Origin of the sequence: Castellaniella sp. (assembly GCF_049650445.1) — a bacterium.
GTDB lineage: Bacteria > Pseudomonadota > Gammaproteobacteria > Burkholderiales > Burkholderiaceae_B > Castellaniella.
The window spans coordinates 1-25,625 of the sequence record NZ_JBASAD010000024.1 but is presented as its reverse complement, the minus strand read 5'-3'; the positions used below and the strand labels follow the sequence as shown (position 1 = coordinate 25,625).

Here is a 25,625-nt window from a genome sequence, read left to right as displayed (position 1 = left end):
TGGGCTCAGTTCAGCAGATCGGCCGGCACGTTGCCGCCGTTTTCCGCCAGACGGGCCAGCACGGCCTTGTGCAGCCACATGTTCATCTGCGCCGAGTCACCCATCTTGTCGGCCGGGCAGCCCAGTTCGGTCGCCAGTTCCTTGCGCGCGCCCAGGCTGCTGTCCATGTCCAGCAGCTTCATCAGGTCGACGATGGAGGTCTTCCAGTTCAGCTTCTGGGCGTTGGCGGCGGCCTTCTGTTCCAGTTGGCCGACCACGTCCACCACGGAAATCGCCTGACTGGCCGGCGCACTGGCGGGGACGGAGGCCGCTTCAGGTGCCGGGGCGGCCTGTGCGCCGCCGAAGCCCAGTTTTTCGAGAATGGTGCTGAACAGTCCCATGGCAATCTCCTTGAAGCCTTAATGAATGAATGTCAGGGTATTTGACCATTCTCATGTGACAGCGGAGCGTTTGTTGACATTGTTTGATGTGATCGCTCGGGTGGACACCGCCTGATGCTATATTCATTGATTAATATTAATTCTCATTTGCATTCCTTGGAATGTGGCGGATCATCGCCGGCCGTCCGGGGAGTAGGCACCTCATCATGGAACCCATCGAGCCGAGGACGGGCGGCCTGGTTGCCAGCCTGACCTATCACTACGACGATCTGGTTGGATATGTCGGCCGCCGCTTTGGCGACCCCGAGCTTGCGCGCGACGTGGTGCACGAGGTCTGCGCCGACCTGTTGGACCGGCCCGAACCCGCCGGGGTGCGCGAACCGCTGGCCTTTCTGCGGCGCGTGCTGCGCAACCGCGCGATCGACAGGCGTCGGGGCGATACCGTGCGCGCCCGCCTGGCCGAGACGCTGGCGGGCCACATGACCCAGGTCGTCCATGAGGACGCCGCCACCCGCCTGCGCGGCATGCAGGCCACGGAGGCGCTTGCCGCCGTGATTCTCGACCTGCCCGACCGGGCGCGTCAGATATTCATTCTGCACCGTCTGTACGACATGCCTCAGACGGCGATCGCCGGCGAACTGGAACTGTCCCTCAATGCCGTCGCCAAGCATTATGCGAACGCGATCCGGCGCATCCGTGAGCAGTGGGTGCCCTGATGCCGGACCGGCGGCTGTCTTCGGCGCCTGAGCGGTCCCGGCAAGCGGATGCCGCGCCCGCCGATCCGTTCATGCCGTTCGAGGACGTGTTGCGGGCCCGGCTGCCTTCGCGCGAAGAAATCCTGCGCGAGGCCAAGGCGCAGTCGGCCCAGCGGCGGCTGCTGCGGCATCAGGGCGTTGCGGCAGTCTGCGTGGCGCTGTGCGCGGGCTTGTGGGCCTGGAATCCGGTGCTGAGGGAACGCACCGTGGTCGTCGCGGCGGGCGCTCCCCGCGTCTGGACGGCGCACGACGGCACCGTGGTCGCGCTCGACAGCCGTTCGTCCCTGACGATGCAACTGCGGCTGCGGTCCCGCGATCTGCGCCTGAATGCGGGCCAGGCCGTGCTGGACGTGGCCGCGCACTGGCGGCCGTTGCGTGTGCGCATAGGCGACACGGTCATCCGCGACATCGGCACGGTTTTTCGCGTGCGGCGCGATGACGGCGGTGCGCAGGTGGCCGTGCTGGAGGGCCGGGTGCAAGTCTCGAATCCGGACGGCCGGGCGGAACTGGGCGCCGGGCAGGCGATGGATCTCGGGACGCTGCGTCCGTTGCCCGCCAGCGTCGCCGGTCTGGAACGCGAGACCGCCTGGCGCGAGGGACGTCTGCGGTTCGACGGCGCGTCCTTGTCCGAGGTACTGGCGCAACTGAGCCATTATCGCGCCGCCCCCGTCCGATGGGCGGGCCGGCCGTTTGTCGGCGACGAACCGCGCCTGTCGGGCGAATACCGCATCCGGGACGTCGAGTCGCTCATCGACAGTCTGCCTGCCATCCTGCCTCTGCGGATCGAGCGCCGTCCGGATGGTGCCGTCCTGGTGTCTGCCCGGTAAAACGTAAAAATCAGTAACGCAACATCCATATCGGGTCGCGCCGGATCGTCATGGCTTCTGATTAGATCAATTCTCAATCTCATTATTGATAACAGGAGCGAAGACGATGGTGAATTCCAGGAGATCCCGGCGCGGTGCCGTGGCGGCGCTGTCCGTGGCCTTGGCGGCGGGCGGCCTGGCCTGCGGCCAGGCCACTGTCTGCGCCCAGACGGCCGTGATGGCGCTGGATCTGCCTGCCCAACCGCTGGATCAGGCCCTGAATGCGCTGGCTGCGCGCACCGGACTGCAGGTGATCTTTCCGACTGCGCTGGCCGAGGGGCGCCGGGCGCCGGCCCTGCGGGGGAGCTACTCCGCGCCGCAGGCCCTGGACCGGTTGCTGCAGGGCTCCGGGCTGGAGGCCCGGATGACTGGACCGAACCGCTATGCGGTCGTGCGCCGGGGCGAGGACGCGGGCGGCGACGCCCAGGTGTTGCAGCCAGTCGTCGTGCGCGGTGCGCTGGACCCGACCACGGAAGGCACAGGATCCTACGCCGCACAGGCCAGCAACACCTCCACGCGCCTGAACCTGTCGGTGCGCGAGACGCCGCAATCGGTCAGCGTCATCACGCGCCAGCGCATGGACGATCAGGGTTTGACGCAACTGGCCGACGTGGTGGACAACACGCCGGGCCTGGTGATGAACACCTCAGGCAATCGGGGGTCGGACACCAGCCCGATCTATGCGCGCGGCTTCCAGGTGGAGAACTATCAGGTCGACGGGGTCAACCAGGTCTACAGCAACTACAAGGGCATCTTCCAGACCGCCGACATGGCGCCCTACGATCGGGTCGAGGTGATCCGGGGCGCCAACGGCTTGATGAGCGGCGTGGGCGCGCCCGGCGCGACGATCAACCTGATCCGCAAGCGCCCCACGCGCGAATTCCAGGCGCGTGCCAGTGTCGAGACCGGGTCCTGGGACCTGTACAGGACCGAGGTGGATCTGTCCTCGCCCCTGAATGAAGCGGGCACCGTGCGCGGCCGGCTGGTCGCCGCCTGGCAGAAGAACGGCTCGTACCTGGAACGCCTGCAGGAGCGCGGCAAGACCCTGTACGGTATCGTCGAGGCCGATCTGGGCACCGATACCCTGGCCACCCTGGGCTTCCTGTTCCAGAACCAGGACGCCACCGGCCATTCGCGCGGCGGCCTGCCGATGTTCTATGCGGACGGCGGGCGCACGGACTGGGACCGTTCCAAATCCGCCGCCGCCGACTGGGCCTATTCGCGGCGTCACAACCAGACCTGGTTCGCCTCGCTGGAGCATCGCTTCGATAACGACTGGAAGGTCAAGGGCACACTGGAGCACAGTGTCTACCGCTATGACGAGGTGCTGGGCTATGCCCTGGGGGGATACCCTGACCGCGCCACTGGCGCAGGCGTGAATCTGTGGGCGGGCCGCTGGGCCGGCAAGCCGGTGCAGAACTCCCTGGACGTGTATGCCACGGGTCCCTTCACCCTGCTGGGCCGGAAACATGATCTGGTGGTCGGCGCCACCGTGTCTCGCACGCGTGACGAGACCTCGCCGTACGGCCTCTGGTTCAGGACCCTGCCGGGCTGGTCGGCGGACATCGACAATCTCTACACCTGGAACGGCCGGACACCGGATGCGCCCGTCAACCCGGCCACTGGCGATATCGTCAACCGCGAGAACCTGACCAGCGCCTACGCCACCGCGCGCTTCAAGCCCACCGACCGCCTGTCGCTGATCATCGGCGGACGCGTCACCAGTTGGGAAAACATCAAGGACACGTACTCCTACAACGGAAAGGCGAGCCACCTGGACCGCCACGAGTCCGACAAATTCACCCCCTACGCCGGCATCGTCTACGATCTGAGCGACGAATGGTCCGTCTACGCCAGCTACACGGACATCTTCAAGCCGCAGAACAGCCAGGACTCCGGCGGCAACTACCTGGATCCCCTGCTGGGCCGCAGCTACGAGGTCGGCACCAAGGGCGAACTGTTGGACGGCGGGCTGAACGTGTCGGCGGCCTTGTTCCGCGTGCAGCAGGACAATTTCGCCGTCGCGATTCCCGGCGTCAAGGCACCGGACGGCAGCCAGGCGTACGAGGCCGTTTCCGGCACCACCACCCGGGGCATCGACCTGGAAGCGGCAGGCGAAGTGCTGCCGAACTGGCAGGTGTCCGCCAGCTTCACCCGCGCCCTGGCGCAGGATCGCGATCGCGTCACGCTGAACACGAACGTGCCGCAGAACACCGCCAAGCTGTTCACCACCTACCGCTGGCCCGGCATCGGCCACGGCCTGACGGTGGGCGGCGGCGTGCGCTGGCAGAGCCGCGCCTACACCAAGCTGAAGGACCCCAAGGGCAACGAGCGCATCATCGAACAGGATGCCTACGCCGTGGTGGACCTGATGGCGCGCTACCAGATCAGCCGCGACGTCTCGGCTCGACTGAATGTCTACAACGTGTTCGACAAGTACTACCACCCCGATCCGGGCTCGACCTACTACGGCGCGCCGCGCTCGTTCCGGCTCGGCCTGGACATGCGTTTCTGAGGTCTCCGACCGCTCACCTGCTTCATGAAAGGAATCCGCATCATGCAAACTCGATCCTTGCGCGTCCTGCGCGCTCCGGCCCGCCTGGGCATGCTCGTCCTGTGCGCGGCGCTGGCCGCGTGCGCCGCTCCCGGCAGACAGGCGGACCAGACCATCCCGGGCGCGCAGGCGCAGGCCCCGGCGCGACAGGCCGTGCTGCGCCGCGACCTTGCCCCCGGACTCTATGAGCTGGTGGTGGCCGGCGGCGACGTGTTCGTGGCGTCTTCGGGCAAGAGCTTCAAGGCCGACGAAGGCGGCGCGATCTACCGGCTGGATCCGGACACTCTGGAAACCAGGGCCGTCATCCGTACCGAGCGCAAGCCCTACGGGCTGGCTTACGACAAGCGCACGGATACGCTGTACGTCGGCAATACCCTGAATGGCGCCGTGCAGGCCATTGATCTGCAAGCCGGGCTGGCGGCCAATTACCAGCTTGGCCAGGCCGCCGCCAAGGGCGGGTTCGAGCATGTCCGGCAGATCGTGCTGGACGAGGCGGGCGACCGCATGTTCGTCACCAATCCCGACGCTGCGGGAAAAGTCTGGATCGTGGACCTGAAGCGCGGCACCCTCCTGCATACGCTGACCGGTCTGCGCAAGTGGCCCGCCGGCGCGGCCTACGACGCGGCCTCGAACCGCCTGTACGTCGGCCAGGGCGGCGACTACGGCGTGACCGTCATCGATCCGGACAGCGGCAGGGTCCTGCGTCGCGATGCCCTGGACGGCGCCGAGCCCTTCCTGGTGAACGTCGCGCTGGACGGCAGGGGCGCGCGCCTGTTCGGCGCCGACGCCAACAGCGGCCGTCTGGTCGTTTTCGACACGGCGACGGGCCGCCTCCTGGCGGCCGTTCCCGTGGGCGATAGTGCCCTGGACGTCCTTTACAACCCGGTCCGCGACGAGATCTACGTGAGCAACCGGGGCGCTTCGCGCGCGCATCCCATGGGTACGGGCGCGATCACGGTGATCGACGGTGCGACCTACGCCGTCAAGGCCCGCCACGATCTGCCGGCTCATCCGAACAGCCTGGCGCTGTCGGCGGACGGCCAGATCCTGTACGCCACGATCAAGGGGCCGCACGACGACAAGCACCCTGCCTACCGGGCCGACGGCATGGAAAGCGTCGTGCGTATCGACCTGCGCGGATGAGCGGCGGAGCGGTCGCAGCGGCATCCGCATGGCGGCCCGGCTCGATCCGGTGGCCGCGCTGTCGGGCGGATAGGGCGGCCTGCCGTTGCGCAGGATCAAAGTGAGGAAAGATTAAAATTGTAAATAGGAACGGTTATCGTTTATATTCTCATCTTATTTTTGACACAGCGCAGCAATCGAAGGAATCCCAATGTCCGTTTCCAGCACCCAGGGCCGTGCCCTGCCGCCGCTTGGCCTCCTCATCGCCCTGGGCCTGGCCGCCGCTCCCGCAGGCGCGCAATCGTCCGATGGCGTGGCCCAGCTCGACCGTGTCGTCGTCAAGGCCGAACAGGAATTGAAACAGACCCCGGGCGCGTCCACCATCACGGCCGAGGACATCCGGAAATCCCCGCCTGCCACCGATGTGTCGGAGATCATCCGCACCATGCCGGGTGTGAATCTGACCGGCAATTCCTCCAGCGGCCAGCGTGGCAACAACCGTCAGATCGACATCCGCGGCATGGGTCCGGAAAACACCTTGATCCTGATCGACGGCAAGCCCGTGTCCTCACGCGGTGCGGTGCGCTTCGGCTGGCGCGGCGAACGCGACACGCGCGGCGACACCAATTGGGTTCCTCCCGAACAGATCGAACGCATCGAGGTCCTGCGCGGTCCCGCCGCCGCCCGCTATGGCAACGGCGCGGCCGGCGGCGTGGTGAACATCATCACCAAGCCCGCCTCGGACACGCTGACCGGCTCCGTGACTGTCTATGGCAATCTGCCCGAGCACAGCGACGAGGGCTCGACCAGCCGCACGACCTTCAGCCTGGCCGGCCCGATTTCCGACAGTCTGGATTTCCGCCTGTCCGGCAGCGCGGCGAACTTCCAGGGGGATGCGTCCGACATCAATCAGGGCCATGAATCGGCGCGTGGCGGCAGCAACAAGGGCACTTTTCCCGCCGGTCGCGAAGGTTTCAAGAACCGCGACATCAACGGCGTGCTGAGCTGGAAACCCGCCGCCGGTCACAAGATCGATTTCGAGGCCGGCTATGGGCGCCAGGGCAACATCTATGTCGGCGATACGCAGAACACCAATACCAACGATATGGTGAAGCGTGAGCTGGGCGGCGAGACCAACCGCGTCTACCGGCAGGCGTATTCCATCACCCATAACGGCGACTGGAACGCCGACACGCATACCTTGAGCTACCTGCAGTACGAGCAGACGCGCAACACCCGGCTGCTGGAAGGTCTGGCCGGGGGCACCGAGGGCGCGTTCAACGACCCGACCAACCCCAAGGTTGCCGATGGCGGCTATGGCGACATCAATTTACGCACGCTGACGGCCCACACCGAACTGAGCCGGCGTTTGAACTGGGGCGGCATCGATCAGATGGGGACGTTCGGCCTGGAATGGGTGCGCCAGGATCTGGAGGACTATTCCTCCGATCTGTCTGCGCGCAACAGCCCGAACGCCAAGATGCCCAAGGTGCCTTTTGCCTACAGCCCCAAGGCGCATGCCAACATCTATTCCGTGTTTGCCGAGGACAATCTGTACATCGGCGATCACTGGACCGTGACCCCGGGCCTGCGCTTTGACCACCATAGCCTCCAGGGCAACAACTGGAGTCCGTCGCTGAACCTGGCCTATATGGTCAATGAGCAATGGACGGTCAAGGCCGGCATCGCGCGGGCCTACAAGGCGCCCAATCTGTACCAGAGCAATTCCGGCTATCTGTTGTACAGCGCGGGCAATGGCTGCTGGGGCAACCCGCCGGGCGGCACGGATGGCTGCTTCCTGCTGGGGAATTCGGATCTGAAAGCGGAAACCAGCATCAACAAGGAACTGGGGATCGAATTCCGCAGCCCGGAAGGTGTGGGGGCCAGCCTGACCTATTTCCACAATGACTATCGCGACAAGATCGAGGCAGGACGCAGCCCCATCGATTCCTTCGTCGGCAGCACCAAGTTCAAGCAGAATGTCTTCCAGTGGGAAAACATCCCACGCGCCGTCGTGCAAGGGATCGAGGGCAATCTGACCTGGCCTTTCGCCCAGGATTGGCTGTGGTCCACCAACTTCACCTACATGATCGAGTCGAAGAACAAGGACACGGGCGAGCACCTGTCCACCATTCCCGAATACACGGTCAACAGCACGCTGGACTGGTCCGTGACGCCGGCCTGGTCCCTGCGCGCCAAGGCCACGGTCTATGGCGAACAGGAAGGGCCGAAATACGACTATTACGGCCAGCCGCTGACCGGCAGCGCCACCGACAAGATCCCGCCCTACGCGATCTTCGGCCTGAGCACGCAATACAAGGTCAACAAGCACTTGCGCGTCACGGCGGGCGTGGACAATGTGTTCGACAAGCGCATCTTCCGCCGGGGCAATGCGATCGGCGTCAACATGGACAACGCCAATTACATCTACGGTGCCGGCGCCTACACCTACAACCAGCCCGGCCGCACCTTCTTCATGGAAGTGACCAGCTCGTTCTGATCGATTCGCCGCCGGGGATTGCGCGCCTAAACCGCCTTTCTCGGCCGCCCTCGCGGCGCCGGGCTGACCCGCCGGGACGCCAGGCGTCCCAGGTGCGTCAGGAAGATCCTTTCCCCCAGCGCCCATTGTCCCGAGAGCGCGGCTTCGATCGGCAGGCGCTGCGATTCGCCCAGGCCGGCGGCCAGGCGGCTGCGCCAGGCGGCCTGGCGGGCGAAGGGCGTGTCGCCCTCGCGCCAGTAGTCGGGGTGGTCCGTCAGCGCCGGACGCGGGCCTGTCCCGCCCAGCCCCGCATGTTCTGCTGCGGACGACCAGGGCCATTGCGTCGCCGTGCCGACCTGGCCGGTCGAGACGGGCAGCGATTCCAGCCAGATCATGGCCGGCAGTATCCAGCGTCCCGGTTCCAGCAGGGCGTTGCGGTAGCGCCCCGCGTACACCCGCGCGCGCACCAGGCCTGAACCCATGCGCCGCCCCAGCGCCTGCATCAGATGCGACAGCGCGGTTTCATCGCCCGGGGTGGCCAGCAACGTGATCCGGTCCGGCAGGACGATCCAGGCATGCAAGGCCACGGTGCCGGCGGCGGCTGCCGATCCTGCATTTGGCGTGGTCATCGCCGCACGTCCGATTTCCTCTGTCAGCCAGCCGCCGATCCGATCCAGCGCCGCCGCGGGAGCAGGGGCGTCGGCCGGTGCCAGCGGGCGTGCGAAGCGCGCCTGGACCAGTTGGGGGACGCGCGGGGCGTAGAGGCGAGGCAATCGGGCCATGATGTGGGGAACACAGGAGCATCTTTAAATTCAAACGATTGTTTGAATTTTCATCGTAAATCAGCGACAATCAAAAAATCGGCCTGGGAAGACCCTGAAAATCCACTCGAAGCATGCAGCCGCCGGGTGACTTGTTCAGAGGCCTCCAGCCTCGGCCAGCCCATTAAAACCAGCGAGGACACAATATCATGCAAACCAGCCAGTCCGCCCCCCTGTTCATCCGCCGCGTGGCGGTGTGCGGCGCCGGAGTCATGGGCGCGCAGATCGCCGCCCACTGCGTCAATGCCGGCGTGCCGGTCGTGCTGTTCGATCTGGCCAAGGACGACGGCCAGGGCGGCAAGGACGGCATCGTCCAGCGCGCCATCGCTCAGTTGAAAAAGCTCAGCCCCGCGCCCCTGGGCGTCGACGCCCTGGCCGACCTGATCACGCCGGCCAACTACGACGAGGATCTGGCGCTGCTGGCCGATTGCGACGTCGTCATCGAGGCCATCGCCGAACGTCTGGACTGGAAGCGCGACCTGTATCACAAGCTGGCACCGGCCCTGAATCCGCACGCCATCGTCGCCAGCAACACCTCGGGCCTGTCCATCACGTCCCTGTCCGAGGCGCTGCCCGAGACGCTGCGCCACCGTTTCTGCGGCGTGCACTTCTTCAATCCGCCGCGCTACATGCCGCTGGTCGAACTGATTCCCACCGCCGCCACCGAACCGGCGCTGCTGGACCACCTGGAAACCTTCCTGGTGTCGCAACTGGGCAAGGGCGTCGTGCGCGCCAAGGACACGCCGAACTTCATCGGCAACCGCATCGGCGTGTTCGGCATCCTGTCGGTCTTCCATCACACCCAGGCTTTCGGCCTGCCCTATGAACTGGTGGACGACCTGACCGGCACCCGTCTGGGCCGCGCCAAATCCGGCACCTACCGCACCGCCGACGTGGTCGGCCTGGATACGCTGGCGCACGTCATCGACACGATGAAGAACCAGTTGCCCGACGATCCCTTCCGCGCCCATTTCGGCGTGCCGCCCGTGGTGGCTGCCCTGATCGAGAAGGGCGCCCTGGGCCAGAAGACCCAGGCCGGCTTCTTCAAGAAGGAAGGCAAGGCCATCCTGCGCCTGGACCCGCAGGCCGGTGCCTACGTGCCCTCCGGCGAAAAGGCCGACGACGAGGTCAAGGACATCCTGAAGGAACGCGATCCCGCCAAGCGCCTGCGGGCGCTGCATGATTCCACGCATCCCCAGGCGCAATTCGTCTGGGCCGTGCTGCGCGACACCTTCCACTACAGCGCCGTGCATCTGGGCGACATCGCCGACAGCGCGCGCGAACTGGATCAGGCCATGAAGTGGGGCTTCGGCCACAGTTTCGGCCCCTTCGAGATCTGGCAGGCCGCCGGCTGGCGCCAGGTCGCCGAATGGATCAATGAAGACATCGCCGCCGGCAAGACCCTGTCGGATGCGCCGCTGCCCGCCTGGGTCACCAGCGGCCCGGTCTGGGACGCGCAGGCCGTGCACACGCCGGCGGGTTCTTACAGCCCGGCGACCAACGCCTATGTGCCGCGCAGCGCGCTGCCCGTCTACCAGCGCCAGATCGGCGCCCCGCGCCTGATCGGCGAAGGCCCGGCCCTGACGCCGAACGTCGTGCACGAAGACGACGCCGTGCTGTGCTGGACGCTGCCCGCTCCGCATCCCCAGGACGTGCTGCTGGTGTCGTTCAAGACCAAGATGCACACCCTCAGTCCGGACGTGGTGCGCGGCGTGATCCATGCCGTGGATCTGGCCGAGCAGGGTTACAAGGCCCTGGTCGTCGCCCAACTGGACGATCCGTTTTCCGCCGGCGCCGACCTGAAAGCCATGCTGCCCGCCTTCATGTCCGGCGGCGTCAAGGCCGTCGAGCCGATCCAGAAGGAAATGCAGGACATGGTCATGCGCCTGCGCTACGCCCAGGTGCCCGTGGTCGCAGCGGTGGCCGGCCTGGCGCTGGGCGGCGGCTGCGAGCTGTCCGTGCATTGCGCCCGCCGCGTCGCCCACCTGGAAAGCTACATCGGTCTGGTGGAAGTCGGCATCGGCCTGGTGCCGGGCGCCGGCGGCATCACCTTCAGCGCCCGCCGCGCAGCCGAGATCCAGGCCCAGTCGGCCCCGGACGCCCCGCTGCTGGCCTACGTCAAGGATTTCGTCCTGGCCGTGGCCACGGCGCGTGTGTCGAAGTCTGCCCTGGAAGCCCGCCAGATCGGCTTCCTGCGCGACTCCGACCCCATCGTCATGAACCGCTACGAACTGCTGTACGTGGCCGTGCGCGAAGCCGCCAACCTGGCCGAACAGGGCTACCGCGCACCGCTGGCGGCGCGCTTCCCCGTGGCCGGCCGCGACGCCATCGCCACGCTGAAGGCGCAACTGGTGAACATGCGCGTGGGCGGCTTCATCTCGGACTACGACTTCCACATCGCCGAACAGGTCGCCACGGCCATCTGCGGCGGCGACGTCGATCCGGGCAGCCTGGTCGACGAGGCCTGGATGCTGCGGCTGGAGCGCAAGGCCTTCCTGGGCCTGCTCGCCAACCCCAAGACTCAAGAGCGCATCGCCGGCCTGCTGCAAACCGGCAAGCCCGTGCGCAACTGACGCGTCGCAGACGAAGCCCGGGCCGCCGGCCGGCCCGGAACCCCGAACAAGGAGACTTTCAATGACTGCCCTTCAACAAGCCTATATCGTCGCTGCGACGCGCACGCCCATCGGCAAAGCCCCGCGCGGCATGTATTCCCACACCCGGCCCGACGAACTGCTGGCCAAGGCCATCCGGGGCGTGCTGGCCCAGGCGCCCAATCTGGACCCCGCCGCGATCGAGGACGCCATCGTCGGCTGCGCCATCCCCGAAGGCCCGCAGGGCCTGAATGTCGCGCGCGTCGGCGCGCTGCTGTCCGGTCTGCCGCAATCCGTCGGCGGCGTCACCGTCAACCGCTTCTGCGCGTCCGGCCTGACCGCCATCGCCATGGCGGCCGACCGCATCCGCGTGGGCGAGTCCGACGTAATGCTGGCCTGCGGCACCGAGTCCATGAGCCTGGTGCCCACCATGGGGATCAACACTTCTTTCAGCCCCGACGTCTACCTGAAGGACGAGAACATCGGCATCGCCTACGGCATGGGCTCCACCGCCGAACAGGTCGCCCAGCGCTGGCAGATTTCCCGCGAGGACCAGGACGCTTTCGCCCTGCGTTCGCACCAGCGCGCCCTGGCCGCCCAGCAGTCCGGCGAATTCAGCGACGAAATGCTGCCGGTGGAAATCGTGCGCCGCGTCCCCGACCTGACGACCGGCGAAGTCCGCGAGACCCGCCACACCGTCAGCCTGGACGAAGGCCCGCGCGCCGACACCAGCCTGGAAGCCCTGGCCCGCCTGCGTCCCGTGTTCGCCGCCAAGGGCAGCGTCACCGCCGGCAACAGCTCGCAGACTTCCGACGGTGCCGGCGCCCTGCTGGTCGTGTCCGAACGCGCCCTGAAGGCACATAATCTGACGCCGCTGGCGCGCTTCGTGTCCTTCGCCGTGCGCGGCGTGCCGCCCGATATCATGGGCATCGGTCCCAAGGAAGCCATCCCGCTCGCCCTGAAGAAGGCCGGCCTGACGCAGGACCAGATGGGCTGGATCGAACTGAACGAAGCCTTCGCCGCCCAGTCCCTGGCCGTCATCCGCGACCTGGGCCTGAACGAGGACGTGGTCAACCCCATGGGCGGGGCCATCGCCCTGGGCCACCCCCTGGGTGCGACCGGTGCGATCCGTGCCGCCACCACCATCCACGCCCTGCGCCGCCGCAATCTGCAGTACGGCATGGTGACGATGTGCGTGGGTACGGGCATGGGTGCGGCAGGCATCTTCGAACGCTGCTGAATTCGGCGCCTGGGCTCGCCATGCTGCGTTGCAAACTCTCGCGATAGTCTGACTATCGCTGCGGTTTGCGCCTTGCCTGACAAGCCCAGGCATCCGAATCGATACCCGAAGGGCGCAGCGCCGGGGTGTTTCACGTGACCGCATGACATAATGACCGGCGACCCCGTCGATCCCGAATCCGCCGCCATGTCCGATCGTCTCACCCCCGCCGACACGCCCGCCCCGCTGACTGAGCTTTCCGAATGGAAGCGCTTTGCGCTGGCGGTGCAGACCTGCGCGCCGCGTCCTGATGCGCTGGATCTGATCGAGGCCCCTGGTCTGGCGCTGGATTCCAGCGGTCAGCGCCATTCACCCGAGCTCATGGCTGCGGGCGAGGCCTTGTTGAAGGCGCGTGGCTTCGAGACACAGCGTGCGCGTCTGCTGGCGGGCGAGATCGTCAACCTGACCGAGGATCGCGCCGCCTGGCATACGCTGTTGCGCGCGCCTGAAGCATCGCCCGAGGTGCAGGCCGAACGTGAACGCATGGACGCCTGGGTGCAGCGTGCCGACGCCGGGCGGCGCTGGCGCCACATCGTGCACATCGGCATCGGCGGTTCGGATTGGGGTGTGCGCCTGGCGGTGACGGCCTTCGGCTACGCCGGCACCTGGCGCGACGTGCGTTTCGTCGCCAACATCGACGGCCACGCCATCGAGGGCGGGCTGGCGGGGCTGGACCCGCGCGAAACCCTGGTCGTACTGGTCTCCAAGTCCTTCACCACCGCCGAAACCCTGGAAAACGGCGCCCGCGCCCGCGAATGGCTGGCCGGCGCAGGTCTGGACCCGGCCAACCACCTGGTCGCGGTCACTGCCCGGCCCGACCGCGCCCGCGCCTGGGGTGTGCCGGAAAACCAGATCTTCCAATTGTGGGACTGGGTCGGCGGGCGGTTTTCCCTGTGGTCGGCGGTCAGCCTGAGCACTGCGCTGGCCGTGGGCGTCGACGTGCTGGAGGGGCTGCGCGCGGGCGCCGCCGCCATGGACGCGCATTTCGCCCAGACGCCTCTGGCGGAAAACGCCCCCGTGCGCATGGCGCTGGCAGGGGTCGCCAACCGCAGCGTGCTGGGGCACGGGTCGCTGAACATCGCACCCTACGATTCGCGCCTGGCGAACCTGGTGCCCTACATCCAGCAACTGGACATGGAATCCCTGGGCAAGTCGGTGGACGTCGCCGGCCGCCCCGTGGGGGTGCCCACCGGCCCCGCCGTCTGGGGCATGCCGGGCACCGACGCGCAACACACCTTCTTCCAGTGGATGCACCAGGGCAGCGACGGCGCCCCGGTGGATTTCATTCTGTGCCGCGAGGCCGATCACCATTGGCCGGCGCACCACCGCCAGTTGCTGGCCAACTGTCTGGCCCAGCGCGAGGCCCTGATGCGCGGCAAGACCCTGGCCCAGGCGCGCGCCGAATGCCTGGCCGAGGGCATGGACACGGCCCGCGCCGACTGGCTGGCCCCGCACCGCGTCCATCCGGGCGGGCGTCCCAACCACCTGATCGCCCTGCCGCGCCTGTCGCCGTATTCCCTGGGCGCGCTGCTGGCCCTGTACGAACATCGCGTCTTCACCCAGGGCGTGATCTGGGGGATCGACCCCTTTGACCAGTGGGGCGTCGAATACGGCAAGGTCCTCGCGCGCGGCATCATCGCCGAACTGGATCCCGCCGCGCCGGCCGCTGCCGGCACGGCCACCGACCGTCACGACACCTCCACCCGCCACTGGATCGACCGCCTGCGAGTTGGAGCGTCTCCCCGCTCCTAGGGACTTTCCCTGCAATCCCCGTCCATTCCCTGAAAATCCCCAGGGTTTACCCGGGATTATGCGTCTGGTCGAAAAGTCCTTATCGCGCTTTGCACATGATGACGCCAACAGGCCTCCGGTAGAGTGACCGCAAGACGCCGGCATGGCGTTTTTGGACTTTCCGATTTGGTTCACACGTGATGGAATGCGCCAGCCACGGCGACATTCCGCGCCTTGGAGACAATACATGAGCAAAACCGTTGCCCCGGTGGACGAGATCCTGCCGATGGGCCAGTTGACGGCCCTTGGGCTGCAGCACGTGCTGGTGATGTACGCCGGCGCCGTGGCCGTCCCTCTGATCATTGGCCGGGCGCTGGGCCTGGATTCGCATGAGGTGTCACTGCTGATCGCCGCCGACTTGTTCGCCTGCGGCATCGCCACCATCATCCAGTCCATGGGCGCCACTCAGTGGTTCGGGATCAAGCTGCCCGTCATCATGGGCGTCAGCTTCGCACCTGTCGGGCCCATGATCCACATCGCCCAGTCCAATCCCGGACACGAGGGCGCCCAGTTGCTGTTCGGCACCATCATCGCGGCGGGGATCATCACCATTCTGATCGCCCCCTGGATCAGCCGGCTGCTGCGCTTCTTCCCCCCGGTCGTGACCGGCACCATCATCGCCATCATCGGCATCACCCTGATGCGCGTGGGCATCAACTGGATCTTCGGCAACCCCGTCGGCCCCACCGCGCCGGCCCTGGTCGATCCCAACTACGTCAACTGGCTCAAGGACATCCGGGCCGCCTCGGGTGCGCCGGGCTCGCCACTGCCGGGAGTCCCGCAGGGCCTGTCCATCATGCCCACCGTGCCCAATCCCAAATACGCCAACCTGACCGGGGTGGGCATCGCCGGCATCGTGCTGGTGTCGATTCTGGTGATCGCCAAGTTCTGCAAGGGCTTCCTGTCCAACATCGCCGTGCTGCTGGGCATCGTGGTCGGCGCCGTCATCACGGCCGCCATGGGCATCATGACGTTCGAGAAGGTCGCCAAGGCCGAGTGGGTCGACGTGGTTCTGCCCTTCCATTTCGGGATGCCGAAGTTCGACCTCTGGATGATCGTGACCATGGTGCTGGTCATGATCGTGATCCTGATCGAATCCACCGGGATGTTCCTGGCCCTGGGCGACATGACCGGCAAGAAGATCGGCCAGAAGGATCTGGCGCGTGGCCTGCGCACGGACGGCCTGGGCACCTTGATCGGCGGCATCTTCAACACCTTCCCGTATTCCAGCTTCTCCCAGAACGTAGGCCTGGTCGCCGTCACCGGCGTGCGCAGCCGCTACGTCTGCGTGGTCAGCGGTGTGATCCTGCTGGTCCTGGGCCTGCTGCCGAAGCTGGCGGCCCTGGTCGAGTCCCTGCCCACCGTCGTGCTGGGCGGCGCCGGCATCGTGATGTTCGGCATGGTCACCGCCACCGGCATCCGCATCCTGGGCGGCGTGGATTTCGTCAAGAACCGCAACAATGCGATGGTCGTGGCCATTTCCATCGGCATGGGCATGATCCCCGTGGTCGCGCCCAACTTCCGCCAGTGGATGCCGCACGCCATCCATCCGCTGATCGAATCGGGCATCCTGCTGACCTCCCTGTCGGCCGTGCTGCTGAACCTGTTCTTCAACGGCGCCCCGCACGATACCGACGCCGCCGTCGAGGCCGCCAAGCACGCGGAGGCTTGATCTTCAGGTTGGCTGGATGGCGTCAGCCATCCGGTCTCGAGCTTCTGGATGATATATGATAATGATATCCAATGAAGCCTCAAAAGCCATGGCCAGAATCCTCATCGACCTCTCGGAAACGCAGTTGCAGGCCCTTGCCGCAAAAGTGCACACTGAGGGGCGGTCCCGCGCAGCCATCATCCGGGATGCCATCGATGCTTATCTCGCACGCCATGCGCCGGGTGATGCATCGGCAGTGTTCGGTCTCTGGCGAGATCGCTCGATCGACGGGCTCGAATACCAGGAAGCGCAAAGAGCGGAATGGTAAGAGTGCTGATCGATACCAACGTGCTCATCGATTTCCTGAGCGGGCATGAAAAAGCGCGCATGGAAATCGGACGCCATGCGCGGCCGGCCATCAGTGTCATCACCTGGATGGAGGTGCTGGTGGGTGCTGCGCCGCACGAGGAATCTACGATCCGTCGCTGGCTGGATTCTTTCGAACGCATCGGGGTGGATGATCAGGTGGCGGGCCGCGCCATCGTCATCCGCAGGGAACGGCGCATCCGGCTCCCGGACGCCATCATCTGGGCTTCCGCCCAGATTCATGGGATGCTGCTGGTGTCGCGCAATCACCGGGATTTCCCCGCAGATGCCCTGGATGTGCGGGTGCCGTATTGACGATGCCTGATCTTTCCACCGCCTGGTACGTCGCCCATACCAAGCCTCGGCAGGAACGCACCGCCGCCGAACAACTGCGGCGCCAGGACTTCGAGGTCTACCTGCCGCTGTTCAAGGTCTTCCGGGAACCGGGGCGGCGGCGCGCGACTGCCACCCTGCAGTCCGGGCCGTTCGCCCTTGCGTCCGCCCCCGCCCTGACCGCCCACGAACCCATGTTCCCCCGCTACCTGTTCCTGCGGCCGACCCGGGCGACGCAATCCCTGTCCGTGGTGCGTTCTACCGTGGGCGTCAGCCGGCTCGTCATGTTCGGCCACCAGCCTGCGATCCTGGCCGATGCCGCCGTCCAGGCCATCCGCCAGGCGGAAGACCTGCGCGAAACCACCGATCTGGTCGACATCAGCCCCTACCAACCCGGCATGGCCGTGCGCCTGCGGGATCCCGCCCTGGCGGGCGTTCAGGCCCTGGTCCAGTCCGTCTCGGCCGATCGCGTCACCCTGCTGTTGAACATCCTGGGCCGCCCGCAGACCGTGCAGGTCGAGTTTGGGCGGATCGCGCCGTTGTAGCTGCAGTAAGCCTTTGTGTTTCGGGCTGACTGAGACCAATCTGTCCGGCCTGCCTCGCTTTCCAGCGTGGGTGTCCATAAGATGGGCGTATGCCATGCGACCCATCCCGTCAATGTCGCTACAAAAAAATAGACCATTGATTTGAATGCATCTACAATTAAATTATGGACATCGAGTTTGATCCACATAAATCAAGGATCAATGAGCAAGAGCGCGGCCTGTCGTTCATGTTGGCAGCTCGGTTCGAATTCCAGACCGCCGTATTCAAAGTCGATACTCGGTGCGATTACGGCGAGGTGCGGATCCGTGTGTTGGGCAAGATCGAGGGCCGTGTACATGTGATGGTCTTCACAGAGCGTGAGCATGCGATCCGCATCATCAGCTTGCGCAAGGCCAATCGGCGGGAGATTCATTTGTATGAGCAAGAAATCAATCGATCCTGAGCGCGCGGATGATGACAACCCGGAATGGACTGAGGCCGATATGCGTACGGCTGTGCGTCTGGACGGATTGCCCGCGTCGCTTCAGCAGAAATTACGCGGCCAGCGGGGGCCCCAGAAAGCACCGCGCAAGATTCAAACGGCGGTACGATACGACGCCGATATCATCGAGGCCTTCAAGGCCGGAGGACCTGGCTGGCAAACGCGGATGAATGAAGCTCTGCGGGAGTGGTTGCTCGGTCGGGAAAAGGTCTAATCCCCGGCCGCCGCGTCCTGTTCCGCCTGCCGCATGGCGGCCCACAGCACCGCCAGGGACACCAGGAAGAACATCACGCCGTTGTTGCGGCCCAGGATCACCTGGGTCAGGCCGAAGGCGGCAAAGGCGGATGGCAGCGCTGCGCCGCAACAGGCCAGCACCCGCACCACCGGCTCGGGTGCGCGCAGGCGGCGGCAGAAATACCAGAAGCTGGCGATCAGCAGCGCCAGGAACGCGATCAGCCCCAGGGAGCCCTGGTGCAGCCAGATCTCGATGAACTGGTTGTGCGTATTGGACAGGGTGCCTACAAAGGGAGCGATGCGTTCGGCTGCGATCAGTTCCTGCAGATGGTCCCTGTATTGCGCGTGGCCCCAGCCCAGCAGGGGCTGTTCCGGAATGCTGATCAGCGCGGCCTTCCAGGCCTCCAGGCGGGAACCGACGTTGTTCGTGGCATCGCCCTGCTGACTGTAGGCTTGCCATTCATTCAGTGCGGCGGCGTAGCGGTTTTCGGCGATCTGGCTGGCGGGCAGGGTCGCCAGCACGAGGGTCGTGGCCGCCGCCAGGATGGCGGCGCCCGTCAGAAGGGGGCGCAGATGCGCGCGGCGCAACAGCGCGATGGCGGCCAGCGCCGTCAGGATCGGCAAGGCCACCAGACTGCCGCGCGAGGCAGAGGCGATCATGGCATAGGTCCCCGCCAGCGCCCCGGCCAGCAGCAGGGCGGTCCAGGTCCAGCGCCGCTGGATCGCCGCCAGCGCGGCCCCCATCAGGCACCAGAACGCCATGGTCAATGCCATGTCGCCAAACGGGATGGCACTGGTGACGAAGCCTTCGGCACGCACGAGACCCACCCAGCGCGTTTGCCAGGCGGCGATCCCCGCCGTGGCGAACAGCCCCAGCGCCAGCCCCGCCGCCAGCCAATCCAGGCGCAGCCGGACGCGCCGCAGCCCGATCAGGATGGGCAGGGCCAGCAGGTAGCGGACGCCCTGATCCAGGTATTTGCCCGAGTCGCCGTGCCACAGAACGGCCAACGTGTTGATGGCGAACACCGCCAGCAGCAGCGCGCATAGCGTGCTGTCCTCGACCGTCCAGGGGGCGGGCGACTGCCCGCCGGGCGTGCCCGCCTGATGCGTAGCGTTCGCACGCCGGCCCGTCCACCAGGCCGCCAGGCCACCCAGCAGCAGCACGCCTCCGCCCACGGAATAGCCTGACGGCGCCGACAGCATCAGCAGGAAGAACAGCGCGGCGCTGGCCGACATCCAGGTCGACAGCCAGACGGGGGGAGCGGCCGGGTGGGTGGGCATGACGGAATTGATGACAAAATGTGATGGTGGATTGTAGCGGGTGACCACGCAGGCTGTACTATTCGACGATCCTTCCATACAGAGAACAGCAGTCCGCATGAACATTCTGCTCACCGGCGGCACGGGCTACATCGGCAGCCACACCGCCACCGTCTTGGTGCAACAGGGCCATCACGTCGTCCTGCTCGACAACCTGAGCAACAGCAGCGACGCCGTCATCGGCCAATTGGCGCACATCCTGGATGCACCGCCCGTCTTCGTCCGGGGCGACGTGCGCGACGGTGCCCTGCTGGACCGCGTGCTGCGCGAGCATGCGATAGATGCCGTCATCCATTTCGCCGGCCTGAAGGCCGTGGGCGAATCGGTCGAAAAACCGCTGGACTACTTCTCCAACAACGTTCAGGGCACGCTGTCCCTGTTGCAGGCCATGCGTGCCGGCGACGTGCGCTCGCTGGTCTTCAGCAGCAGCGCCACCGTCTATGGCGAACCGCACTACCTGCCCCTGGACGAGCACCATCCCACCGGCGCCATCAACCCCTATGGTCGCAGCAAACTGCATATTGAAGAAATCCTGGGTGATCTGGCCGCCTCCGATCCGTCCTGGCGCATCGCCTGCCTGCGTTACTTCAACCCGGTCGGCGCGCACGACAGCGGCCTGATCGGCGAAAGCCCCCGGGGCGTGCCGAACAACCTGATGCCCTACGTCGCCCAGGTCGCTGCGGGTCTGCGGACCGAGCTGAACGTCTTTGGCGATGACTATCCCACGCCCGACGGCACTGGCGTGCGAGACTACATCCACGTGATGGACCTGGCCGAAGGCCACGCCGCCGCCCTGGGCTTCCTGGCGGATCATGCCGGCTGGCATGCCTTCAACCTGGGTACCGGGCAAGGCCATAGCGTGCTGGAAGTCGTGCGCGCCTTCGAGCAGGCATCCGGGCGGGATGTGCCCTGCCGCATCCAGCCGCGCCGCCCCGGCGACGTCGCCGCCTGCTACGCCGACCCCGCCAAGGCCCGCCGCGACCTGGGCTGGACGGCGACTCGCACGCTGGAGGAGATGTGCAGCAGCACGTGGAAGTATCAGCAGAGAGTCGATACGGATTGATGAGATAAAACCGTCCCGGCTCGTCTCGCTTTCATTGTTGAACCTTCATAAGATCAACGATTCAGTGCCGTGTTCAGGTGCTTAGATCTTTGATCGGAGTGGGCCAATGAACTATCATGACCCAATCAGCGAGAGGTTCGACGTTATGAAAACCGTACGTATGACCATTACTCAGGAAGATCTCGCGTCTCGGTCCATCGGGCGTATCAATGCCGCGCTCGTGGATGCAACGACTGAAGCCGACCTAGTCAGGCAGATGGCGGCGGACGAGGCTGACGCCATGCAAGATGCGGGCCGATTCGTGCGACGGGTGCGGCACCGCTTGGGATTGAGCCAAGCCGAATTTTCAGCACGGATCGATGTCTCGCTGGAAACCATCCGGAATTGGGAGCAAGGCAAGCGCAGCCCCACCGGTGCCGCCAAATCGCTGTTGAAGATATTGGACGGGGCGCCCAAAGCCGCGCTGGCGGCCTTGTCTCGGCGATAGAAGCCCCGGCTTGATCCATCCTAATTCCATCGCATTCCAAACCACGCTTCCGCCCTGTCTTCTGTAAAACCAGAGCTGTCACATTTTGTGACTGTTAACTCTGACAGGAGACATTCATGTCCATCTTCACCACCAACCGCATCCGCGCCATGCTGGCGCTGTGCTGCCTGGGCCTGCCGCCGCCGGGCTTGACGCAGGCATCGACCGAGGCGCCGTGGGATGAATCCCCGGCGCCTTTCGTTTTGCGCGACGAATGGATCACCGTCGCCGGCGACCGGCGCGTTGAGCGGGATCTGCAACTGGAAGGCGCCGTCGGGTTCCAGGTCGCATCGGGCCGGACCCTGTGGCTCCAGGGGGCCACGCTGGGTCATCCCGCTGACCCCTTGAGTCCCGTTTCGCTCTGGAAGCTGGGGGATGGGCACCTGGAACTGTCTGGTGCCGGCACCTTGTCCGGTCAGGTCGTCCTGGCCGAAGGCAGCCTGGGCCTGGCGCATGACGACGCCCTGGGCGCGCCGGGCAACAGCCTGGACATGGCAGCCGGCACTCGCCTGGAATTGCGCCCCGGGGTGCGCGTCGCGCAGATCCTGCAGGTCCGATCTGCAGTTACTGCCCAGACGCCGCCGGCGCACTGGGGGCTGCCACCCGTCGCCGGCCTGGCCGGGGCCGCTGTCTGGCGCGTCGCGTCCGGCGAGGCGACGCTGGTGGGCAATATCCAGACCGACGCCCCCATCATCAAGGACGGCACCGGAACCCTGAGGCTGACGGGCGCCGGCTTCAGTCTTGGCCGCGACCCGCTGATCCTGGCGCAGGGCGGGCTGCGGGTCGATCATCTGTGGTGGGGGCCGGTGCTGACCCAGCCCGGCACCGTGCTGTCCGGTGTCGGCCAAGTGGACGAAGCCCGCATCGCCGGTCGATTGCAGCCCGGCGCGCCGGATCGGACCGGCGCCCTGCTGATCGGCCAGCGGCTGGCGCTGCTGCCCGACGCGCAGACCCGCATCCGCATCGACGCCGATGGTCAGGCCGACCGGGTCTGGTCCTTCGGCACCGCGCGCCTGGGCGGCGAGTTGCAGATCGAGCCATCGCCCGGTGACTGGACGCCCGATCACCGCTGGGTGATCGTCCAGGCGGATGGCGGCCTGGAATACGGGGCGGATGGCGGCGGCGATCCTGTGCCTGGCGACGGCCGCTACGTCCGGGCCGTCAGCACCTTGCGCTATCTGGATCCCGTGCTGGACTACGGCGCCCGCACCGTCACCCTGGGTTTGCAATTCAACGACCAGGGCCTGAACACGGCCGACGCCGCCTGGCGCGGCGCCTTGCTGGACGACGGCCGTTTCCTGCGGGAATCCGCCCTGGCGCACACCGCTGACGGCCGGGTCTGGGCGCAAAGCTGGGCTGCGAATACCGAACGGTCCAGTGCCCACGGTCTGCCGGGCGACGACCGGGATACCGCAGGTCTGCAGATCGGCGTCAGCCGCCTGGTGGGCGCGAACAGCGCGCTGGCCGTTTTTGCGGGCACGCAGGAAACCCGTTTGGCGACCGTGGGGATGGCCGCGCAGTCATCGGCCATGGCCGGCGCCTACCGCCTGCGGGATCGGTCCGCGCACCTGGGCCTGGGTGTCAGCCTGGCCCGGCACGGCGGGCGCCTGACCCTGGGGGCGGCGCAGTCCTGGCATCGGGCCGATCTCGACCGCCAGGCCGATCCGGCCGAATCTCCGCTGCGCAGCCGTCCCGTCGCACGGCTGTCCCAGGCCTGGCTGCACATCCAGCCGGAGACGCCGATTCCCCTGGGATCGTGGCAACTGACGCCCTATGCTCGGATGGTCTGGCTGCGCCTGCATCGCCCCGCCGTGGATGAACACGGCGGACTGGCCGCCGTTTCGCTGGACGCGCAGACCGATCAGCGCTGGATCGGGCAACTGGGCGTTCAGGTCCAGCGCCCTTGGGCCACCCCGCATGGCGATGCCTTGATGAGCCTGAACCTGGGCGTGCGCCGCCTATGGGGCGGGTCGGCCCTGAGCAGCCCCCAGGCGTATCAGGCCGACCCGGCACGGCGTTTTGAGGCAGAGGGCCTGCCCCTGCCGCGCCATGCCCTGCGCGTGGACCTGGGCGTGCAGGCGCCTGTTGCGCGACGTGTCCAAGTGACCTTGGCCTACACAGGCCAGCATGGGGGAGGGCAGATGCAGCACGGGGTGTGGCTGGGGGTGAGGGGGGATTTCAGATAAAAACAAAGATTGGCGCGTGTGCCTAGGGATATTCCTGGCGAGCATGCAGGACGGCCATGACCTCGATGTGAGCTGCCCGAACCTCGTACACGATGATGTAATTCGGGTGCGCCACGATTTCACGGGTACCTGGCACGCGGCCTTGTTTGTAGAGGTAGGGGTGTTCCGAGGTCGGCTGAATCGAACTCTCGATCAAGCCGTGCATGGCGATGGCGGCGTCTACATCGAACTCTGCAATGTAATCAATGATATGACCCAGGTCATCGAGTGCAGCGGCGCTCCAGGAGATGGGGAGCATGGTTGCCTGATGTGTCTTGTGGTGATGTCGCGCACTCAGGCGTCCCGATTGCGGGGGCGGGAGGAGGTTTTGTCTTGATCTTCCAGCTTGGCGGTCAGCTTGTCACGCATCAGCGCCATTGCCTGATCGTGGGGAATGCTGGGACGTGGGTCGTCGCGGCTGGCTTGTACCTTGGCATGAAACCAACGGTCGTAACTGGCCGCTTGTTCTTTGGTTTCGAATTCTGAAACGATAGGAGAGAGGGCAGTGCGCATGGCAATAGCTCCTTTTGACCCTTGTTAGTGTAAGGCACTCCTCGGTGCTTAGAGGGTTCGGCCTGATATGGGATGCCTTATTCTGGGCAAATCTCATTGTTCCCGCCAGTCCGGAATCCCCGGACGGCCAAAAACATCACAGCGGTTTCAGATAATTCCCATAGGCAATTCCGGGTTTCAGTGCTTGCGCAGGTGATGTATCATCCCGTTCACTCGATGAACATCACTCTTGCGCTTGCTGACCGTGTCACAGCACGGCGGTAGCGTGCCCGAAACACCCCCACACCCGAACCCCATGCCCCACTACCAACACGAAACCGCCATCGTCGATCCCGGCGCGCAGATCGGCGAAGGATCCCGCGTCTGGCATTTCGTCCACGTCTGCGGCGGCGCCCGCATCGGCGCGGGCGTATCCCTGGGCCAGAACGTTTTCGTCGGCAACAAAGTCGTCATCGGCGACCGCTGCAAGATACAGAACAACGTCTCCGTCTACGACAACGTCACCCTGGAAGAGGGCGTCTTCTGCGGCCCCAGCATGGTGTTCACCAACGTCTACAACCCGCGATCCCTGATCGAGCGCAAGGACGAATACCGCGACACCCTGGTCAAGAAAGGCGCCACCCTGGGCGCCAACTGCACCGTCGTCTGCGGCGTCACCATCGGCGAATACGCCTTCGTCGGCGCGGGTGCCGTCATCAACAAGGACGTCAAGCCCTACGCCCTGATGGTCGGCGTCCCCGCCCGTCAGATCGGCTGGATGAGCGAACACGGCGAACAACTGGACCTGCCCCTGAGCGGCCACGGCGAGACCACTTGTTCCCATAGCGGGGCTACCTACCGTCTGACCGACGGCCGGTGCGAGCGGCTCTGATCCCTATCCAAAAAGAAACATGACCATGCAATTCGTCGACCTGCAGGCCCAATACCAGCGCCTGAAATCCGAAATCGATGCCGGCATCCAGCGCGTGCTGGCCCACGGCCAGTTCATCCTGGGGCCGGAAGTCGCCCAACTGGAAGAGCGTCTGGCCGACTATACCGGCGCCAAACATTGCATCACCGTCGCCAACGGCACCGACGCCCTGCAGATCGCCCAGATGGCCCTGGGCATCGGGCCGGGTGACGAAGTCATCACCCCGGGCTTCACCTATATCGCCACGGCCGAGACCGTCGCCCTGCTGGGCGCCAAGCCCGTCTACGTCGACATCGACCCGCGCACCTATGCCCTGGACCCGGCCAGGCTGGAAGCCGCCATCACCCCGCGGACCCGCGCCATCATCCCCGTGTCCCTGTACGGCCAGTGCGCCGACATGGATGCCATCAACGCCGTTGCCGCCAGGCACGGCCTGACGGTCATCGAGGACGCGGCGCAGAGCCTGGGCGGCAGCTACAAAGGCCGCAAGAGCGGCAACCTGTCCACGATTTCCTGTACCAGCTTTTTCCCCAGCAAGCCCCTGGGCTGCTACGGGGACGGCGGCGCGATCTTCACCAACGACGACGCCCTGGCCGTCGTGCTGCGCCAGATCGCCAGGCACGGCCAGGACCGCCGCTACCATCACATCCGCGTCGGCGTGAACAGCCGCCTGGACACCCTGCAGGCCGCCATCCTGCTGCCGAAGCTGGCTGTGCTGGACGACGAGATCGCCGCCCGCCAACGTGTGGCGGACACCTACAACCGCCTGTTCAATGCCGCCGGCATCCAGGCCACCCCGGTCATCGAAGCCCACAACGT

At 66.0% G+C, this 25,625-nt stretch carries 24 protein-coding genes; 19 read left to right on the top strand and 5 right to left on the bottom strand.

All coding sequences use genetic code 11. The annotated features are described in order from the left end of the window. Positions 1-5 precede the first annotated feature (5 nt). Entirely contained in the window at positions 6-380 is a 375-nt protein-coding gene (locus tag WA983_RS08150) for a DUF3597 domain-containing protein (RefSeq protein ID WP_424247202.1), read from the bottom strand. Positions 381-586: 206 nt separating this feature from the next. Here WA983_RS08150 and WA983_RS08145 point away from each other — a divergent pair, with 206 nt between their 5' ends. From WA983_RS08145 to WA983_RS08125, 5 genes are all read left to right on the top strand, one after another. Then, entirely contained in the window at positions 587-1,096 is a 510-nt protein-coding gene (locus WA983_RS08145; protein WP_424247200.1) for an RNA polymerase sigma factor, read from the top strand. A gap of 71 nt (positions 1,097-1,167) precedes the next feature. Further along, the gene (locus tag WA983_RS08140; RefSeq protein ID WP_424311894.1) at positions 1,168-1,962 is read left to right on the top strand and encodes a FecR family protein; all 795 of its coding nucleotides are present in this window, start codon (positions 1,168-1,170) and stop codon (positions 1,960-1,962) included. 106 nt (positions 1,963-2,068) lie between these two features. Continuing rightward, positions 2,069-4,516, top strand: a complete 2,448-nt coding sequence (locus WA983_RS08135) for a TonB-dependent siderophore receptor (protein WP_424311893.1) — start codon at positions 2,069-2,071, stop codon at positions 4,514-4,516. A gap of 42 nt (positions 4,517-4,558) precedes the next feature. Further along, entirely contained in the window at positions 4,559-5,698 is a 1,140-nt protein-coding gene (locus tag WA983_RS08130) for a YncE family protein (RefSeq protein WP_424311892.1), read from the top strand. A gap of 190 nt (positions 5,699-5,888) precedes the next feature. Beyond that, entirely contained in the window at positions 5,889-8,177 is a 2,289-nt protein-coding gene (locus WA983_RS08125) for a TonB-dependent siderophore receptor (RefSeq protein WP_424311891.1), read from the top strand. Positions 8,178-8,203: 26 nt separating this feature from the next. Here WA983_RS08125 and WA983_RS08120 read toward each other — a convergent pair whose 3' ends face one another. After that, a complete protein-coding gene (locus tag WA983_RS08120) occupies positions 8,204-8,938 on the bottom strand; it encodes a hypothetical protein (protein WP_424250332.1) in 735 nt (244 codons plus the stop codon). A 188-nt stretch (positions 8,939-9,126) separates the two neighbouring features. On the opposite strand from WA983_RS08120, the gene WA983_RS08115 reads away from it, so the two are divergent. The 9 genes from WA983_RS08115 to WA983_RS08075 all read left to right on the top strand — a co-directional run bounded on the left by WA983_RS08115 (position 9,127) and on the right by WA983_RS08075 (position 18,229). Continuing rightward, positions 9,127-11,550 (top strand): 3-hydroxyacyl-CoA dehydrogenase/enoyl-CoA hydratase family protein, encoded by a 2,424-nt coding sequence (locus tag WA983_RS08115; RefSeq protein ID WP_424250333.1) that lies wholly within the window; start codon positions 9,127-9,129, stop codon positions 11,548-11,550. A 61-nt stretch (positions 11,551-11,611) separates the two neighbouring features. Next, positions 11,612-12,808: an acetyl-CoA C-acyltransferase gene (locus tag WA983_RS08110; RefSeq protein ID WP_424250335.1), complete on the top strand. Its 1,197-nt coding sequence runs from the start codon at positions 11,612-11,614 to the stop codon at positions 12,806-12,808. A gap of 186 nt (positions 12,809-12,994) precedes the next feature. Continuing rightward, complete coding sequence (gene pgi, locus WA983_RS08105) at positions 12,995-14,599, top strand: glucose-6-phosphate isomerase (protein WP_424250352.1); 1,605 nt, start codon at positions 12,995-12,997, stop codon at positions 14,597-14,599. 226 nt (positions 14,600-14,825) lie between these two features. Next, positions 14,826-16,310, top strand: a complete 1,485-nt coding sequence (locus WA983_RS08100; protein WP_424250337.1) for a nucleobase:cation symporter-2 family protein — start codon at positions 14,826-14,828, stop codon at positions 16,308-16,310. A gap of 61 nt (positions 16,311-16,371) precedes the next feature. Further along, positions 16,372-16,617: a CopG family transcriptional regulator gene (locus tag WA983_RS08095; protein ID WP_424250339.1), complete on the top strand. Its 246-nt coding sequence runs from the start codon at positions 16,372-16,374 to the stop codon at positions 16,615-16,617. Further along, positions 16,611-16,970, top strand: a complete 360-nt coding sequence (locus WA983_RS08090; RefSeq protein WP_424250340.1) for a type II toxin-antitoxin system VapC family toxin — start codon at positions 16,611-16,613, stop codon at positions 16,968-16,970. The genes WA983_RS08095 and WA983_RS08090 overlap by 7 nt, the downstream gene beginning before the upstream one ends. A 2-nt stretch (positions 16,971-16,972) precedes the next feature. Continuing rightward, on the top strand, positions 16,973-17,533 hold the full coding sequence (nusG, locus tag WA983_RS08085; RefSeq protein ID WP_424250342.1) for a transcription termination/antitermination protein NusG: 561 nt from the start codon (positions 16,973-16,975) through the stop codon (positions 17,531-17,533). Between the two features lie 164 nt (positions 17,534-17,697). Continuing rightward, positions 17,698-17,976, top strand: a complete 279-nt coding sequence (locus WA983_RS08080) for a BrnT family toxin (RefSeq protein WP_424250344.1) — start codon at positions 17,698-17,700, stop codon at positions 17,974-17,976. After that, positions 17,951-18,229 (top strand): BrnA antitoxin family protein, encoded by a 279-nt coding sequence (locus WA983_RS08075; protein WP_424250346.1) that lies wholly within the window; start codon positions 17,951-17,953, stop codon positions 18,227-18,229. Before WA983_RS08080 ends, WA983_RS08075 begins: the two co-directional genes overlap by 26 nt. Here WA983_RS08075 and WA983_RS08070 read toward each other — a convergent pair. Then, positions 18,226-19,530, bottom strand: coding sequence for an O-antigen ligase family protein (locus WA983_RS08070; protein WP_424311890.1), 1,305 nt, complete (start codon positions 19,528-19,530; stop codon positions 18,226-18,228). The two genes, WA983_RS08075 and WA983_RS08070, sit on opposite strands and share 4 nt — an antisense overlap. 97 nt (positions 19,531-19,627) lie before the next feature. On the opposite strand from WA983_RS08070, the gene galE reads away from it, so the two are divergent. From galE to WA983_RS08055, 3 genes are all read left to right on the top strand, one after another. Beyond that, positions 19,628-20,632 (top strand): UDP-glucose 4-epimerase GalE, encoded by a 1,005-nt coding sequence (gene galE / locus WA983_RS08065; protein ID WP_424311889.1) that lies wholly within the window; start codon positions 19,628-19,630, stop codon positions 20,630-20,632. 106 nt (positions 20,633-20,738) lie between these two features. Beyond that, complete coding sequence (locus WA983_RS08060) at positions 20,739-21,119, top strand: helix-turn-helix domain-containing protein (protein WP_424311888.1); 381 nt, start codon at positions 20,739-20,741, stop codon at positions 21,117-21,119. A 116-nt stretch (positions 21,120-21,235) separates the two neighbouring features. Beyond that, positions 21,236-23,344 carry an autotransporter outer membrane beta-barrel domain-containing protein gene (locus WA983_RS08055; RefSeq protein WP_424311887.1) on the top strand — a complete coding sequence of 703 codons (2,109 nt, stop codon included), beginning with the start codon at positions 21,236-21,238 and terminating at the stop codon, positions 23,342-23,344. A gap of 22 nt (positions 23,345-23,366) precedes the next feature. Here the strand turns inward: WA983_RS08055 and WA983_RS08050 are convergent, their stop codons facing one another. Continuing rightward, a complete protein-coding gene (locus tag WA983_RS08050) occupies positions 23,367-23,642 on the bottom strand; it encodes a type II toxin-antitoxin system RelE/ParE family toxin (RefSeq protein ID WP_424250910.1) in 276 nt (91 codons plus the stop codon). A gap of 35 nt (positions 23,643-23,677) precedes the next feature. Next, complete coding sequence (locus WA983_RS08045; RefSeq protein ID WP_424250908.1) at positions 23,678-23,896, bottom strand: stability determinant; 219 nt, start codon at positions 23,894-23,896, stop codon at positions 23,678-23,680. A gap of 295 nt (positions 23,897-24,191) precedes the next feature. Between WA983_RS08045 and wbpD the strand changes: the two genes are divergently transcribed. Both wbpD and WA983_RS08035 read left to right on the top strand, forming a co-directional pair. After that, a complete protein-coding gene (gene wbpD, locus WA983_RS08040) occupies positions 24,192-24,767 on the top strand; it encodes a UDP-2-acetamido-3-amino-2,3-dideoxy-D-glucuronate N-acetyltransferase (RefSeq protein WP_424250906.1) in 576 nt (191 codons plus the stop codon). 25 nt (positions 24,768-24,792) lie between these two features. Continuing rightward, a partial coding sequence (locus WA983_RS08035; protein ID WP_424311886.1) for a DegT/DnrJ/EryC1/StrS family aminotransferase occupies positions 24,793-25,625 on the top strand: 833 nt, incomplete at its 3' end.